The organism is Stenotrophomonas sp. STEN063 (assembly GCF_056854515.1).
The window spans coordinates 1-13,440 of record NZ_JBXFWF010000049.1 but is presented as its reverse complement, the minus strand read 5'-3'; the positions used below and the strand labels follow the sequence as shown (position 1 = coordinate 13,440).

At 64.6% G+C, this 13,440-nt stretch carries 14 protein-coding genes and 1 pseudogene; 6 read left to right on the top strand and 9 right to left on the bottom strand.

Annotation, left to right across the window (positions count from 1 at the left end; all coding sequences use genetic code 11):
- The first annotated feature begins 183 nt into the window (after window positions 1-183).
- Complete coding sequence (gene fabA, locus AC1VWL_RS13400; RefSeq protein ID WP_482987019.1) at window positions 184-699, top strand: 3-hydroxyacyl-[acyl-carrier-protein] dehydratase FabA; 516 nt, start codon at window positions 184-186, stop codon at window positions 697-699.
- Window positions 699-1,907, top strand: coding sequence for a beta-ketoacyl-ACP synthase I (gene fabB, locus AC1VWL_RS13395; protein ID WP_482987018.1), 1,209 nt, complete (start codon window positions 699-701; stop codon window positions 1,905-1,907). Before fabA ends, fabB begins: the two co-directional genes overlap by 1 nt.
- Before the next feature lie 440 nt (window positions 1,908-2,347).
- Here the strand turns inward: fabB and AC1VWL_RS13390 are convergent, their stop codons facing one another.
- A complete protein-coding gene (locus AC1VWL_RS13390; protein WP_282273353.1) occupies window positions 2,348-3,313 on the bottom strand; it encodes a helix-turn-helix transcriptional regulator in 966 nt (321 codons plus the stop codon).
- Window positions 3,314-3,470: 157 nt separating this feature from the next.
- On the opposite strand from AC1VWL_RS13390, the gene AC1VWL_RS13385 reads away from it, so the two are divergent.
- Complete coding sequence (locus AC1VWL_RS13385) at window positions 3,471-4,256, top strand: DUF481 domain-containing protein (protein WP_282273354.1); 786 nt, start codon at window positions 3,471-3,473, stop codon at window positions 4,254-4,256.
- 167 nt (window positions 4,257-4,423) lie between these two features.
- Here AC1VWL_RS13385 and hemC read toward each other — a convergent pair whose 3' ends face one another.
- The 4 genes from hemC to mdoH all read right to left on the bottom strand — a co-directional run bounded on the left by hemC (window position 4,424) and on the right by mdoH (window position 9,004).
- Entirely contained in the window at window positions 4,424-5,332 is a 909-nt protein-coding gene (gene hemC, locus AC1VWL_RS13380; RefSeq protein ID WP_296251227.1) for a hydroxymethylbilane synthase, read from the bottom strand.
- Between the two features lie 30 nt (window positions 5,333-5,362).
- Window positions 5,363-6,091 (bottom strand): LytR/AlgR family response regulator transcription factor, encoded by a 729-nt coding sequence (locus AC1VWL_RS13375; RefSeq protein ID WP_296251226.1) that lies wholly within the window; start codon window positions 6,089-6,091, stop codon window positions 5,363-5,365.
- A 104-nt stretch (window positions 6,092-6,195) separates the two neighbouring features.
- A complete protein-coding gene (locus AC1VWL_RS13370) occupies window positions 6,196-6,861 on the bottom strand; it encodes an alpha/beta hydrolase (RefSeq protein ID WP_482987017.1) in 666 nt (221 codons plus the stop codon).
- 223 nt (window positions 6,862-7,084) lie between these two features.
- A complete protein-coding gene (mdoH, locus tag AC1VWL_RS13365) occupies window positions 7,085-9,004 on the bottom strand; it encodes a glucans biosynthesis glucosyltransferase MdoH (protein ID WP_482987016.1) in 1,920 nt (639 codons plus the stop codon).
- Between the two features lie 781 nt (window positions 9,005-9,785).
- Between mdoH and AC1VWL_RS13360 the strand changes: the two genes are divergently transcribed.
- Window positions 9,786-9,965 carry a CsbD family protein gene (locus tag AC1VWL_RS13360; protein ID WP_282272641.1) on the top strand — a complete coding sequence of 60 codons (180 nt, stop codon included), beginning with the start codon at window positions 9,786-9,788 and terminating at the stop codon, window positions 9,963-9,965.
- A gap of 129 nt (window positions 9,966-10,094) precedes the next feature.
- Here the strand turns inward: AC1VWL_RS13360 and AC1VWL_RS13355 are convergent, their stop codons facing one another.
- The 3 genes from AC1VWL_RS13355 to AC1VWL_RS13345 all read right to left on the bottom strand — a co-directional run bounded on the left by AC1VWL_RS13355 (window position 10,095) and on the right by AC1VWL_RS13345 (window position 11,796).
- Complete coding sequence (locus AC1VWL_RS13355) at window positions 10,095-10,403, bottom strand: DUF3817 domain-containing protein (RefSeq protein WP_296251228.1); 309 nt, start codon at window positions 10,401-10,403, stop codon at window positions 10,095-10,097.
- Window positions 10,404-10,481: 78 nt separating this feature from the next.
- Window positions 10,482-11,414, bottom strand: coding sequence for a CorA family divalent cation transporter (locus tag AC1VWL_RS13350; protein WP_296251219.1), 933 nt, complete (start codon window positions 11,412-11,414; stop codon window positions 10,482-10,484).
- A 70-nt stretch (window positions 11,415-11,484) separates the two neighbouring features.
- Entirely contained in the window at window positions 11,485-11,796 is a 312-nt protein-coding gene (locus AC1VWL_RS13345; RefSeq protein ID WP_482987015.1) for a hypothetical protein, read from the bottom strand.
- Window positions 11,797-11,918: 122 nt separating this feature from the next.
- Here AC1VWL_RS13345 and AC1VWL_RS13340 point away from each other — a divergent pair, with 122 nt between their 5' ends.
- The gene (locus AC1VWL_RS13340) at window positions 11,919-12,203 is read left to right on the top strand and encodes a hypothetical protein (protein WP_282272647.1); all 285 of its coding nucleotides are present in this window, start codon (window positions 11,919-11,921) and stop codon (window positions 12,201-12,203) included.
- Window positions 12,204-12,364: 161 nt separating this feature from the next.
- On the opposite strand, the pseudogene AC1VWL_RS13335 reads toward AC1VWL_RS13340, so the two are convergent.
- Window positions 12,365-12,544: pseudogene (locus AC1VWL_RS13335) on the bottom strand (hypothetical protein); the annotation flags it as partial.
- Window positions 12,545-12,780: 236 nt separating this feature from the next.
- Here AC1VWL_RS13335 and AC1VWL_RS13330 point away from each other — a divergent pair.
- A complete protein-coding gene (locus tag AC1VWL_RS13330; RefSeq protein ID WP_482987014.1) occupies window positions 12,781-13,149 on the top strand; it encodes a BON domain-containing protein in 369 nt (122 codons plus the stop codon).
- Window positions 13,150-13,440: the final 291 nt, after the last annotated feature.

Here is a 13,440-nt window from a genome sequence, read left to right as displayed (position 1 = left end):
ATGATAGCTGTTGTCGCTAAATGCACACTTGTCCTCACAAATGTACTTATTCATACCTCCCGTAACAGCCCGCGAACGGCGCTTATCTGCAGCTAACATACGCAACCGTCCAGTTAAAACATTTGATTGAACGCAGCTGCTGCAGCATGCTCCGGGGCTCGCAATGGCTTTGGATTACCCCGGATGACCCGTCTGCATGCTTTCTCGCGCGACCAGCTGCTGGCCAGCGCGCGTGGCGAACTTTTCGGCCCCAACAAAGGCCGTCTCCCCAATGACCCGATGCTGATGTTCGACCGCATCACCGAGATCCGCGAGGACGGTGGCGCACACGGCAAGGGCATGATCCGGGCCGAGCTGGATATCCGTCCTGACCTGTGGTTCTTCGGCTGCCATTTCATCGGCGACCCGGTGATGCCGGGCTGCCTGGGCCTGGATGCCATGTGGCAGCTGACCGGCTTCTACCTGACCTGGCTGGGCGCGGAAGGCCGCGGCCGTGCGCTGGGCTGTGGCGAGGTCAAGTTCACCGGCCAGGTGCTGCCCAGCGCCAAGCTGGTGCAATACGAAATCGATGTCTCGCGCGTGATCAACCGCAAGCTGGTGATGGCACAGACCGACGCCCGCATGCTGCTCGACGGCCGCGAGATCTACACCGCCAAGGACCTGCGCGTAGGTCTGTTCACCTCAACCGAGAGCTTCTGATGCGTCGTGTCGTCATTACCGGCATGGGCATCACGTCCTGCCTTGGCAACGATCTGGATACCGTCTCCAGCGCCCTGCGTGACAGCCGTCCCGGCATCGTCACCCTGCCCGACCACGCCGAAGCCGGCCTGCGCAGCCAGATCGGCGGCAAGGTCGAGATCGACCTGGACGCGCAGGTGGACCGCAAGCTCAAGCGCTTCATGAGCGATGCCGCGGCCTACAGCTATGTCGCCATGCGCGACGCCATCGCCGACGCCGGCCTGGACGAGGCTGCGGTCAGCAACGTGCGTACCGGCCTGATCGCCGGCTCCGGTGGTGGCTCCAGCGAATGGCAGGTGGAAGCCGCCGATCTGCTGCGCAACCGTGGCGTGCGTAAAGTTGGCCCGTACATGGTGCCGCGCACGATGTGCTCGACGGTGTCGGCCAACCTGGCCACCGCCTTCAGCATCAAGGGCCTGAGCTATTCGCTGTCGGCCGCCTGCGCCACCTCGGCACACTGCATCGGCGCTGCCGCCGACCTGATCCGCCACGGCGCCCAGGACGTGATGTTTGCCGGCGGCGGTGAAGACCTGCACTGGTCGATGAGCGTGATGTTCGACGCCATGGGCGCGCTGTCCACCAGCTTCAACGAAACCCCGAGCACCGCATCGCGTCCGTACGACGCCAACCGCGACGGCTTCGTCATCGCAGGCGGCGCCGGCATGCTGGTGCTGGAAGACTACGACCACGCTGTGGCCCGTGGCGCCCGCATCTATGCCGAGCTGGTTGGCTACGGCGTGACCTCCGACGGCGCCGACATGGTTGCCCCGTCCGGCGAAGGCGCCGTGCGTTGCATGAAGATGGCGATGGAAGGTTTGGACCGTCCGATCGACTATCTGAACACCCACGGCACCTCGACGCCGCTGGGCGACGTGACCGAGCTGGGCGCAGTGCGCGAAGTGTTTGGCGAGGCAGTACCGCCGCTGTCCTCGACCAAGGCGCTGTCGGGCCACTCGCTGGGCGCTGCCAGCGTGCACGAGGCGATCTACTGCCTGCTCATGATGCGTGATGGCTTCATGGCCGGCTCGGCCAACATCGAGACGCTGGACGAGCGTGTGGAAGGCTTCCCGGTCCTGCGCAAGACGCAGGATGCGAAGTTGGATACGGTGATGTCCAACAGCTTCGGCTTTGGCGGCACCAATGCAACGTTGATCTTCGGCCGGGTTTGATGGCGGAGTGATCTGAAAGAAAACAGCCGCGAAAGCGGCTGTTTTTTTTGTGCTTTGGTTTTGGCTTCTGCTTTGGTTTTGCTGTTGCTCTTGCTGTCCCCTCTCCCGTTCACGGGAGAGGGGTTGGGGTGAGGGGAAGCTTTTGCTTTTGCTTTTGCTTCAGCTATAGCCATTGCTCTGCTGCCCCGAAAAACAACGGCAACAGCAATGGCAACAGCAACAAGCAGAAGCTGCCCTCACCCCTACCCCTCTCCCGCAGGCGGGAGAGGGGAAAGCAGAGCAGAGCTGGGCAAGGCCAAAAGCAAAGCCAACCTAAAGCAAGAGCAACGCCAAAGCAAAGGCATGAGCAAAGCGAAAGCAGAACCGAAGCAGAGCCGAAGCAGAGCCAAAGCAGAGCCAAAGCAGAGCAAGAGTCAAACCCAGCCCCAGCCCGAGCTTCCTCAGTCGTAATTACTCAACGCCAGCGACAGCAACGCCTTGGCCTGCTCGCGCAGGGACTGCGGCTCCACGATCTCCGCGTCCGAGCCGTAATGCAGCACGTCCATCAACAGCTCGCGCGACACGCTGTACGGCACCTTCAATTCATAACGTCCGTCAGCAAGGAACCGGCCCTGCTGCTTGGAATGCCAATGCTCATCGGCCACCCAGCGCGCGGCCTTGGCACTGAACACAATCGTCGCCCACCCCTTGGGCGCACCCGAGAAGATGCCGTAGCTCGCCGCCAACTGCTCGTTCAACTCTTCATCGGCCACATCACGCGCCGGCTGATCGAGCAGCCGCGCCTGATGGATGCGGTCCACCGCAAAACTGCGCACCGCCTCGCGACTGTGATCCCAGGCGTCCAGGTACCAGTTGTCGCGGTAATGGGTAATGCGCTGCGGCGATACCGTGCGCCGGGTCGCCTCATCGGTGGAACGTGCGCGGTACTCGAAGGACAGCTGCTTGCGCTCCAATACGCCGGAAGCCACCGTGCGGAAACTGGCCTCGTCAAGCTTGCGGCCGCGGTGTGGAATCACCCGCACCCGCTCCACCGGCCAATGCGACGCACCCGCCTGTGCGGCCAACAGGCCTTCGATGCGCTGCTGCAGCGGCGCCAGCATCGACGACAACACCCCGCCACCGGTCCGCGACAGCAGGTGCTGGGATGCCAGCAAGGCGTGCAGCTCCTCCGAGCTCAGCCACAGGCCCGGCAACTCGAAACGGTCGCTTTCCCCACTCAGGTAGCGGAACCCGGCCTCGCCATCGCCCTCCACCGGCGCCATCAGCGCGTCACGCAGGAAGGCCAGGTCGCGGTAGACCGTGGCACGGGAACAGCTCAACTCCTCCTGCAACCGCATCACCGTGACCGGATAGCGGGCGGACTTGAGCAGACGATGCAGCGCGTTGATGCGTTCATAGCGGTCCATGCCCGGATTATGTCCGACTCCGGGCGTCAATGGAGCAGGTCGGCCACCGCTGTAATCGCGGATGAAGCCCCGGCCGCTGGATGCGCCTGAGGGTCAGGGACCATCCGGTATCATCGCAAGGCCTCCCTTTTCCGTCTCTCCCAAGGAGATCCTCCTGATGTCCCTGCGTGTTTCCCTATTGCTGCCATTGCTGCTGGCCGCCCCGCTGGCCTGGGCCGAAGACGCCACCGATACGTCCGACCTTGCCGCGATGACCTCGCCGTGGAGCGGCAGCGGCGGCGAACTGGGCTTTGCCTCGGCCCACGGCAACAGCACCACCGAAAGCTTCAATGGCCGCCTGAAGCTGCGCTACACCGACGATGACTGGATCCACAGCATGGATCTGTTCGGTCTGCGCTCCAGCGCCGAATACACGGAAACCGCCGACGACGGCAGCACCAGCCGCAAGCGCCAGACCACTGCCAACCGCTACTCCGGCAGTGCCGGCAGCGCCCTGCAGCTGGGCGAGCACCGCCAGCTCACCGCCACGGTGCGTTATGAACGCGACGACTTCGCCACCTACGATCGCCTTGGCACCTTCGGTCTGGGCTACGGTACCCGCCTGATCGACGGCGAACGCGTCACCTTGGACACCCAGATCGGCCCCGGTGTGCGCCGCACCCACAATTCCGAGACCGACGAGAACCGTACCGGCCTGATCGGCCGCGGCCTGTTCGACCTCAAGTTCGGCATCACCGAGAACACCGAGCTGGTCAATTCGCTGCTGGTGGAATCCGGTTCGTACAACACCTTCGCGCAGAACGACTTTGGTGTGTCGGTCAACATGAACAAGCACTTCGCCCTCAAGGCAGGTTGGCAGGCGCGCTACAACAGCGACGTCGCCGACCAGAAGCGCAAGACCGATACGCTGTCCACCATGAACGTGGTCTACAGCTTCAAGTAAGCAGGTGCCGGGCGACTGCCCGGCCGCCGCCTCCGGTAATGCCGAGCCATGCTCGGCAAGAGGCATTACCGGGCTGGTCTGATGCCGAGCAAGGCTCGGCAACAGGCTCAGGCTTTGTCGGTAGAGCCTCTGCCGAGCATGGCTCGGCACTACCGGCAAGGCGAAGCTCAGCGCAACAGCTCGCCCGCGCCGGCGGCCAACAGCTGTCGCGCCACTTCACGCCCCAGCGCCTCCGGATCGCTCGCCGGGCCCTGCGCCTGCGCACGCACCGCACGGCCATCAGACACACCGCCGACCAGGCCCTGCAACCACAGGTCCTCGCCACGCCACTGCGCCAGGCCTGCAACCGGCACATGGCAGCTGCCATCCAGCGCGCGGTTCATCGCCCGCTCCGCTTCCACGCAGGTTCGGGTGGAGGCATCGTCCAGCGCCTTGAGCAGCGCAATCGTGCCGGCATCGTCCTGCCGGCATTCAATCGCCACTGCAGCCTGTGCGGGCGCCGGCAGCCACTGCGGGGCGACCAGGCGATCGCGGATCCGCGCGCCCAGTTCCAGCCGCTCCAGGCCGGCACAGGCCAGGATGATGGCGTCATATTCACCGGCATCCAGCTTGGCCAGGCGGGTGTTGACGTTGCCACGCAGGTCGCGCGACGTGAGGTCCGGGCGCAGCGCACGCAGCTGTGCCTGCCGGCGCAACGACGACGTGCCGACGCAGGCGCCCTGCGGCAAGGCATCCAGCGACGCATAGGTGTTGGAGACGAAAGCATCAGCCGAATCGGCGCGGGTCAGGATCGCCGGCAGCGCGAACGGCGCCTCCAGCTCCATCGGCACGTCCTTGAGCGAATGCACCGCGCAATCGGCGTCGCCACGCAGCATCGCCAGCTCCAGCTCCTTCAGGAACAGGCCCTTGCCGCCAATGGCAGCCAGCGAGCGGTCGAGGATTTCATCGCCGCGCGTGCTCATCGGCACAAGTTCCACCTGCAGCCCTGGATGGGCCTGGCGCAGGCGGTCGGCGACGTGTTCGCTCTGCCACAGGGCAAGCGGGCTCTTTCGGGTGGCGATACGCAGGATGCTCATGCGGCCATTATCGCCGCTGCAAGCTCCGGGTCACAGCCGTTCCATCTCGGTCTTCAGCCCGGCCACGCAGCGGCGGCTGATTTCCAGCGGCTGCGGGACATCACGCAGCACTGCCTGCACCTGCCCGGCCGGCGTGCGGCGGACTTCCTGCAACCGATCACGGGCGATCAGGCAGTTGCGGTGGATGCGGATGAAACGCCCGGAGAACTCGTCTTCCAGCGAGCGCAGCGACTCTTCGATCAGGTCTTCGCCACGCAGGTGGTGCACCACCACGTATTTTTCCTCGGCCTGCAGGTAGAGGATGTCCTCCACCGGCACCAGCCGCAGGCTGCCGCGCAGACGCGCGCACAACGCCCGTCGCGGCTGCGTGGCCGCGGCTGGCGCGGCATTGGCGCGGCCAACAATGAAGGTGCGCGCACGCTCCAGCGCTGCGGCCAGGCGCTCTGCACGCACAGGTTTCATCAGGTAGTCGATCGCCGCCGCTTCAAACGCCGACAAGGCATGGGCGTCATAGGCGGTGCAGAACACCACCGCCGGACGCGGCTCAAACCGCGCCAGATGGCGGGCAACCTCCAGACCGTCGATGCCGGGCATGGCGATATCCAGCAACACCAGATCCGGCTGGGTCTGCGCGCAGACCTGCAGGGCGTCATTGCCGTTGGCGGCCTCGCCAACCACCTCCACCCCCGCCAGCTCGGCCAGCAGCGCGCGCAGGCGCTCGCGCGCCAAGGGCTCGTCATCGGCGATTACTACCTTCACACCACTACCTCACTCACGGCTCCCCAGTCGTGGCGACATGGTAGCCGGGTTCGCTGCAGGCCGCCGTCAACATCCCGGCAACTGCGGTGCAGCTCACAAACCGATCAGACCTGCGTGAAACGGGCCTGCAGCCAGTCGCCCAACGCGTGGATCTCTTCGCCACAGACCTGGTGGGCCATCTGGTAGCGGTGCCATTCCACGCCGAAACCCAGCGTCCTGAGCACCTGTGCGCTGTGCTCGGCGATCTGCAGCGGAATCACCGGATCGGCGCTGCCATGGGCCATGAAGATCGGCTGGGCGATGGCGCCATCCACCAGCTGCGACGGTGCAGCATCCACTTCCGGCAGATAGGTCGACAAGGCCACCAGGCCGGCGACCGGCTCACGGCGCTTCAGGCCAGCGGACAGGATGATCGCCCCACCCTGCGAGAACCCGGCCAGGACGATGCGGTTTGCCGGAATGCCGCGCGCCTGTTCACGGGCGATCAGTTCTTCCAGCTGCTCCACCGATTCGGCGACACCCTTGGCATCGGCGCGGCTGCGGAAGTCCATGCTGACGATGTCATACCAGGCACGCATCGGCATGCCGTTGTTGATGCTGACCGGGCGCTTGGGCGCGTGCGGGAACACGAAGCGGATCGCCGGCCACTGCGGACGCACCAGCTCGGGCACGATAGGCGCGAAATCATGGCCATCGGCACCCAGGCCATGCAGCCAGATCACCGACCATTCCGGCGACGCGCCGGTTTCCTGCTCCACTGTTTCCAGCATGTGCATCACTCCCAAAGACAGGCGGGAATTATGCCTGCCTGGCACAGCCATAGGGACAGCCCTCCCGTTTTGTGGGAGCGGCGTAAGCCGCGAAGCTGGTGGTGCTGCCGGTTGAAGCCAAGCCGGCGACCTGCATGTAGATCGCCAGCCAAATGGCGGTGCATTGCTATCGGCTTCGCGGCTCACGCCGCTCCCACAATCGCAACAACAGCAACAACAGCAATTAGTCCTGCAGCGGTTCCTTCATCGCTGCCGCACGCAACTCGGCGGCACGCAGCAGCACCGCCGGCGGGGCGTTCTCTTCCGGGATGCACAGCAGGCCATGCCTGCGCAGCCAGTCACCGGCTTTGCGCGAGGACGTCCACGCCACCACCGGCACCGCCAGCGCCATGCCGATCACCACCGGCGCCATCCACGCGGCCAACGGCGGCGACACCAGATAGGCGGCCACGCCCATCACCACGCCAAACACGCTCAAACCGCCATAACTGCGCAGCAAGGCGCTCACCGAGATGCTGCCGTCATCGCGCTGCTGTGCGTCCCAGCCCGAGTCCTTGCCGGCCAGCACTTCGGCAACACCGCGCGACTGCACGTACATCACCACCGGCGCCATCAATGCCGCCAGCACGGTCTCCAGCAGCATCGAAATAAAAGCGCGGAACGCGCCGCCACAACCGATGCGCTCCTTGCGCGAAGTCAGCATCGCCACATACCCCATCAGCTTGGGCGACAGCAGCGCGACCATGGTCACCACGAATACCCAGAACACGCCATCCTGGTCCAGGCCGCGCCAGTAATTTGCCGGTGCCATCTGCAGGTGCAGGTGCAGCTCCTCGGCCAGGTCGATGCCGCCGTGGATCAGCGGGATGGCGATACCGATCAGCATCAACATCGCCCACATCGGCGCAGTGAAGTAATGGCCGATGCCGATCAACATATGCACGCGGTTGACCCAGTGCAGGCCCGGCGTGGCGACCACCTTGGAGTGCTGCAGGTTGCCCTGGCACCAGCGGCGGTCACGGATCAGCAGATCGGTCAGGGTCGGCGGGCCTTCTTCGTAGCTGCCGTGCAGGTAGGGCACCATGTGCGAGGCCCAGCCGCCACGGCGAATCAGCGCGGCCTCGACGAAGTCATGGCTTAGCACGTGGCCGCCAAACGGCTTGCGCCCCGGCAGTTCCGGCAAACCGGCCTGCTCGGCAAAGGCCTGGGTGCGGATCACCGCATTGTGACCCCAATAATTGCTTTCCGCGCCGTGCCACCAGGCCACGCCATAGGCCATCACCGGCCCGTACACGCGGCCACCGAACTGCTGCATGCGCGCGAACGCGGTGCGACCACCTACCACCGCCGGCAGTGACTGGATCAGGCCGACGGTCGGATGGTTCTCCATTGCCGACACCAGACGCACGATCACATCGCCGGTCATCAAGCTGTCGGCATCGAGGATCAACATCTGCGGGTAGGCACCACCGAAGCGGCGCACCCAGTCGGCGATATTGCCGGCCTTGCGGCCCACATTGCTGGCGCGGCGGCGGTAGTACAGCCGCTCCGCGCCGCCGGTGGCTTCCACCAGGCGCGCGAATACCTGCTCTTCGGCGCGGCCGATGGCGTCGCGGGTGGTATCGCTGAGCACGTAGAAATCGAAGTGTTCCAGCTGCCCGGTCGCGGCCACCGATTCGTAGATCGCCTGCAGGCCGGCCATCATCCGGCGCGGGTCTTCGTTATAGGTGGGCATCAACAAGGCAGTACGGCTGCGCAGCTGCGGCAGCGGCGTATCCGGGTAGATGCCTAGCTTGCGGCGGCCGCGCAGCAGCGCCTGCAGCCCGGCCAGGCTGCTGACGAAGGACATCGCGATCCAGGCGAACAACAGCACGAACAAGCCGAGCAGGCAGGCTTCGAGCACGTTGATGCCACCGTTGGACAGCACCCGCGCCATCAACCAGGTGGCGAGCAGCGTGGTCAGCGCGGTGCTACCGAAGACGTACAGCCGGCGCAGGCCGATATTGGCCGGCGCGGTCTTCTGCCGCGGCACATGCAGCGTGCCCGAACGCAACGACTGCTCAGGCATGGCCAAGGGGTGCTCGGCCGGGAGCACGGCGATGCCGGCATCCAGCCCGTTGTCGGTGCTTACCGTAGAGCTCATCGACCACCCCGCTGCGTGACCTGCAGCCCGTCCTGGCGACACACCTTGCCGTAACGCTGTTTGCTTGCGTGTTGCACCTGAAATCCTTGAAGGAGAAGCCGACCAGCCGGGAAAACTAGAAGAACCAACTTAAACCTGCGGCAAACGAAGCCTGCCGGTCGCGATGCGGGAGCCCCCTCGAACCACCTCGCTGCAGGTGCCAACCTGGCCACCCAGGCCGCTCCGGGCCCAACCACCGCGCGTCCTTCACGGCATTGGCAATGGGGGAATTATCCATCATCAAATCGACAGGTACACCTGCGCCAGTCACTTTGACCGTGGCCCGGAGCGAATGGGAGGCTCGCGGGAAGCACCCGTAGCGCAGGGGACGCGCGTGCCACAGGGCCGCGTCAAACCGTTGCAGTTGCACCTGTTCCGAGCGAGCGGGCGCCACCTGACGAGCAGAACCGCACGATCGACAGACCCGGGGCCCGGCCGCCCGAGGGAATCCCGCGGCCCCACTCAGGCACCAGGAATCGGGACGCAGGACGCCGCGCGTGCATCACGGATATCCGTTCATATCCAATGGCATCGCCGCATGGAACGACTTGCCTGGCCGCAGGCAACTGAAACCCGCTGTATCGACCAGCGGTGAACAGGGCGCAATCATGCGCACGCAGAACCCAGGCTAAATCCGGCCCTGCACACAACGCGATCACAACATTGCGCTCACCTGCCGCAAACCCGGCATTGCGCAGTCTGGACCTGTCTGCAGCGACGCAGACGTTTCCGGAGACCGTTCGTGGACCGCAACCGTGTTGAAGGCACCAAACACGAAATCAAAGGTGCCATCAAGGAAGCTGCCGGGAAGATGACAGGCAACAAAGCCCAGCAGATGGCCGGCAACATGGAGAAGAATGCTGGAAAGGCACAAAAGGCAATGGGCAAGGCTGCAGACGAGGTAAAGCATCGGCATTCATGACGACCGCATCACCCCGCAAGAACTGCTTCCGCAACGCACATAACCGGAGCCCGTAACACGCGGCAACACTGTGCAGTTCCAATGGCGCGACCGTGTGGAAGCCGGCCGCGCCATTACAACACCCTTACATCAATGCGGACGTTCGGAAAGCAGACCGATGCGACGGAACCACATTTCCAGCGGCACGGTCACCAGCGGCGGCACCGCCGCTACCAGCGCCAGCAACATCGCCCACAGCGGCCAACGCAGCTTGATCCAGGCATACAGGGTTACGACGACATAGAACACGAAGGCCAGGCCATGCAGGCGGCCGAACAGCCATACACCCAGCTCGGTGGTGCCGGTGCCGTATTTGAGCAGCATGCCGATCAGCAGACCGGCCCAGGTGACACCTTCAATCAGTGCGGCGGCGGCAAACAACTTGCCGGCGGGGGTCATTGGTTTGGCAGACATCGATTCCATCAGCGGTTCGAAAGAACCGCGATTGTAGGCGAGAATGCGTCGCATCCGCGCGACTCAGATCCAGCCCCGTCGCTTGAACCACAGCAGCGGCACCACGATGCTCAAGCCCACGGCGGCCAGTGCAATGGCGTAGCCGTAATGCCAATGCAGTTCCGGCATCGAGGCGAAGTTCATGCCCCACACCCCGACCAGCACGGTTGGCGGAATACCGACCACCGAGGCCACCGCCATCACCTTCATCACCTCGTTCTGGTCCATGTTGATCAGACCGAGCACACTGTCCAGCAGGAACTCATTGCGGTCGCCCAGTTGCTGCTCGAACTCGCTCAGCGAGGTCAGGTCCTTGACCACCAGCTTGATGCGCTTGGGCGCATCCGTACCAAACCAATCCGGCGTGGCTTCATCCAGATAGCTCATCATCCGCAGCATGCCGTGCAAGGTGTTGTGCAGCGCGCCGATGCGCCGCCCCATCATGCCCACCTCGTGCAGCATCTGTTCCAGCCGTCGTGAGGCACGCTTGCCCTTTGGGTGGTTGAAGGCCTGGCGTGAGAACTCGCTCATCGTGCTTTCCAGCGATTCGAGCAGATCGGCCAGGCGATCGACGATGTGTTCGATCATGCGCAGGAACAGATCGGCCGAACCGTGGCAGGGGTGCTTGCCCAGCTCCGCTTCCACGCCTTCCAGCGCGTCGATGCGGTGCTCGCGCTGCACCACCAATGCATTGGGTGCGACCACGAAGCCCAGCGGCCCGACCACGTGCTCCACCTCGTACTGGAAGCGCGGCAGGTTCAGCACCAAGGCCTCACCTTCAACGCGCACCCGGCTGCTGAATTCGATTTCGCTGATGCCGGCACGGTCGGGAACAACGAAACCCACCTGCGCCGAGGCCTGTGCCAGCTCCTCGGGCGTTGGCTGGCACAGATCCACCCACAGCGAGGTGGGTGCCGTGCCGCCGGCTGCGGTAGCGAGGGTGCGGCATTGGAGCATGGTGTGATTCCGCATCTGGACCAGCGCTCATCCTCGTCTGCAGCGCACGCCGAGTAAAGCCACGGGCAGCTCAGTCCAGCGCCTGCGCGGCGTACCAGTCCGCATACGGCGTGTTCCTGGCCAGATGGCGGTTGAAGTCCGGCGCGCCGTCCTGCCACCACACCGGGCCGCGCTCCCCAAGGCCGCGTTTGGCCGCATCCACCGCCGCCCCGGCCTTGGCCAGCAGTTGCCGGTCACCTGAACGACGCGCCGCGCCGACCTCCCTCCGTGCGGTCATCAGCTGGTTCACCAGCGACGCACGCAACTGCTCGGGCAGGCGCGGATTGCTGGCCCGCCACAGCCGCCCGCGGACCACCAGATAGCGGCCATCGGGCGTACGCAATAGCGCCTCGGCCCTCCCACAGCTCCGTCAATCAGGGGCGGAGCAGTATCCCACCTGCATACGGTTGCAAAGCGCGCCCGCCTTCACGCAAGCTCGCCATTCCTTCAACCACCAGTCCAGCCATGCAAGACAACATCATCCAGATCATCCCCGCCGACGGCTGGGTAGCCGTGTTCGAAGAAGCCGGAGACGAAAGCGCGCAGAGCCTGGTGTGCTTTGCGGTAGTGGAAGAAGCCGGCAAGCGCGCCGTGCGCCCGATGCTGGCCAACGGCAAGCAGATCAGCTTCGCCGACACCCTGCCCAACTTCGTCCGCGTCGAAGAAGCCGACGCCTTCGAAGAAGAGGATGAAGACGAAGAGGACGAGGAAGAAGAAGACGAAGAAGAGGAGGAGGAAGAAGAGGCCTGAGCCGCTTCTTCCAACTCTGCTTCGACGACCTTGTGGGAGCGGTGTGAACCGCGAAGCTGATGGCGCCTCAGGCCATTGGCTTCGCGGCGAACGTCGCTCCTGCAGGCACGCTTCAGGCATTACCCGCAACTGCGAATTCGCCAGTCCGGCAACTGCTAGTGCTTGTGCGATGCACGGCCTGAGCCCGATTTCTTCCCGCCGCCATCCTGCTTGTTAACCGTCGCCCAGGCGATGCGCTCGGCGTCAGCTTTCGAACGCCCCTGCTTGCGCTCACTTTCCTCGATGTGTGCGGCCTGCCGCTTCTGCTTGCCTGTATAGGCGCTCTTGTCACCCTGCGTCATCGTCATGCTCCGCTGTGGAATGAATCGACGCTAGGCGTGCCAGCGTAAGCATCACGTGCATATTGGTGAAGCCCTCCCCTGCATTCATCCGCTGCTTCAGCTCGCGGTGACGTAGTTGAATACCGGGCGTTCGCGTGCAGCTAACAACAAAGGCGCACGACGCTAACTCCCTGCTTGCTAGGGTCGAGATGGACCGGTACGAAGCTGGTCCTTGTCCCAACCAAAGGAGCATCGTGATGAAACACCTGCACCTGCGGAGTGTGTTGTTGATTGCCGTCACGCTACCTACCTGTACGCCGGTAGCCACCGCTGCCGCGCCAGCCGCACAGGAAAGCCCACCGGCAGCAGCGCTGGCCCAAGGCGCCGCCGATCAACCCGGCAGCGACGCGTGGATCACCCGCGAAATCAAGGAAAGACTATCCAGCGCAGCAGACATGCCGGGCATGGAAATCCACGTGGAAACACGCGGCGGCATGGTCTCCCTGAGTGGCCAGGTGGCAAGCCAGGCAGATGCTGACCGCATGGTCAATATCGCGCGCACGGTGGACGGCGTCATCAGTGTCGACGACAGCCGGCTGATCATCGGCGGCAAACCGTCGCAGTAAGCACAACGGCCACTGCACGATACAAACATACACAGCGCACCGAAGCCGGAGCACATGCGTGGGCGAAGCGCTGGTTGCAGAACAATGGTGGCAAAGCGACGTCGACACGGAACAACGTCGTTGAGCCGCGGGCGCGCATCCTTCAAGAGTGCCGAGCCATGCTCGGCTGAGGCTTCAAATGTAGTGGGGCGGCCCACGCGGGCGGCGGGGGGCGCGCGGAGGCCCCCCCCCCCGCCGGGGCGCGCCGGCGGGGGGGGGGGCGGCGGGGGGTCGGGGGGGAGGGGGGCCCCC

Bases quoted from the DNA above. Each gene is read 5' to 3' on its own strand.
- fabA (WP_482987019.1), top strand. From the start codon at position 184: ATGACCCGTCTGCATGCTTTCTCGCGCGACCAGCTGCTGGCCAGCGCG.
- fabB (WP_482987018.1), top strand. From the start codon at position 699: ATGCGTCGTGTCGTCATTACCGGCATGGGCATCACGTCCTGCCTTGGC.
- AC1VWL_RS13390 (WP_282273353.1), bottom strand. From the start codon at position 3,313: ATGGACCGCTATGAACGCATCAACGCGCTGCATCGTCTGCTCAAGTCC.
- AC1VWL_RS13385 (WP_282273354.1), top strand. From the start codon at position 3,471: ATGTCCCTGCGTGTTTCCCTATTGCTGCCATTGCTGCTGGCCGCCCCG.
- hemC (WP_296251227.1), bottom strand. From the start codon at position 5,332: ATGAGCATCCTGCGTATCGCCACCCGAAAGAGCCCGCTTGCCCTGTGG.
- AC1VWL_RS13370 (WP_482987017.1), bottom strand. From the start codon at position 6,861: ATGCTGGAAACAGTGGAGCAGGAAACCGGCGCGTCGCCGGAATGGTCG.
- mdoH (WP_482987016.1), bottom strand. From the start codon at position 9,004: ATGAGCTCTACGGTAAGCACCGACAACGGGCTGGATGCCGGCATCGCC.
- AC1VWL_RS13355 (WP_296251228.1), bottom strand. From the start codon at position 10,403: ATGACCCCCGCCGGCAAGTTGTTTGCCGCCGCCGCACTGATTGAAGGT.
- AC1VWL_RS13350 (WP_296251219.1), bottom strand. From the start codon at position 11,414: ATGCTCCAATGCCGCACCCTCGCTACCGCAGCCGGCGGCACGGCACCC.
- AC1VWL_RS13340 (WP_282272647.1), top strand. From the start codon at position 11,919: ATGCAAGACAACATCATCCAGATCATCCCCGCCGACGGCTGGGTAGCC.
- AC1VWL_RS13330 (WP_482987014.1), top strand. From the start codon at position 12,781: ATGAAACACCTGCACCTGCGGAGTGTGTTGTTGATTGCCGTCACGCTA.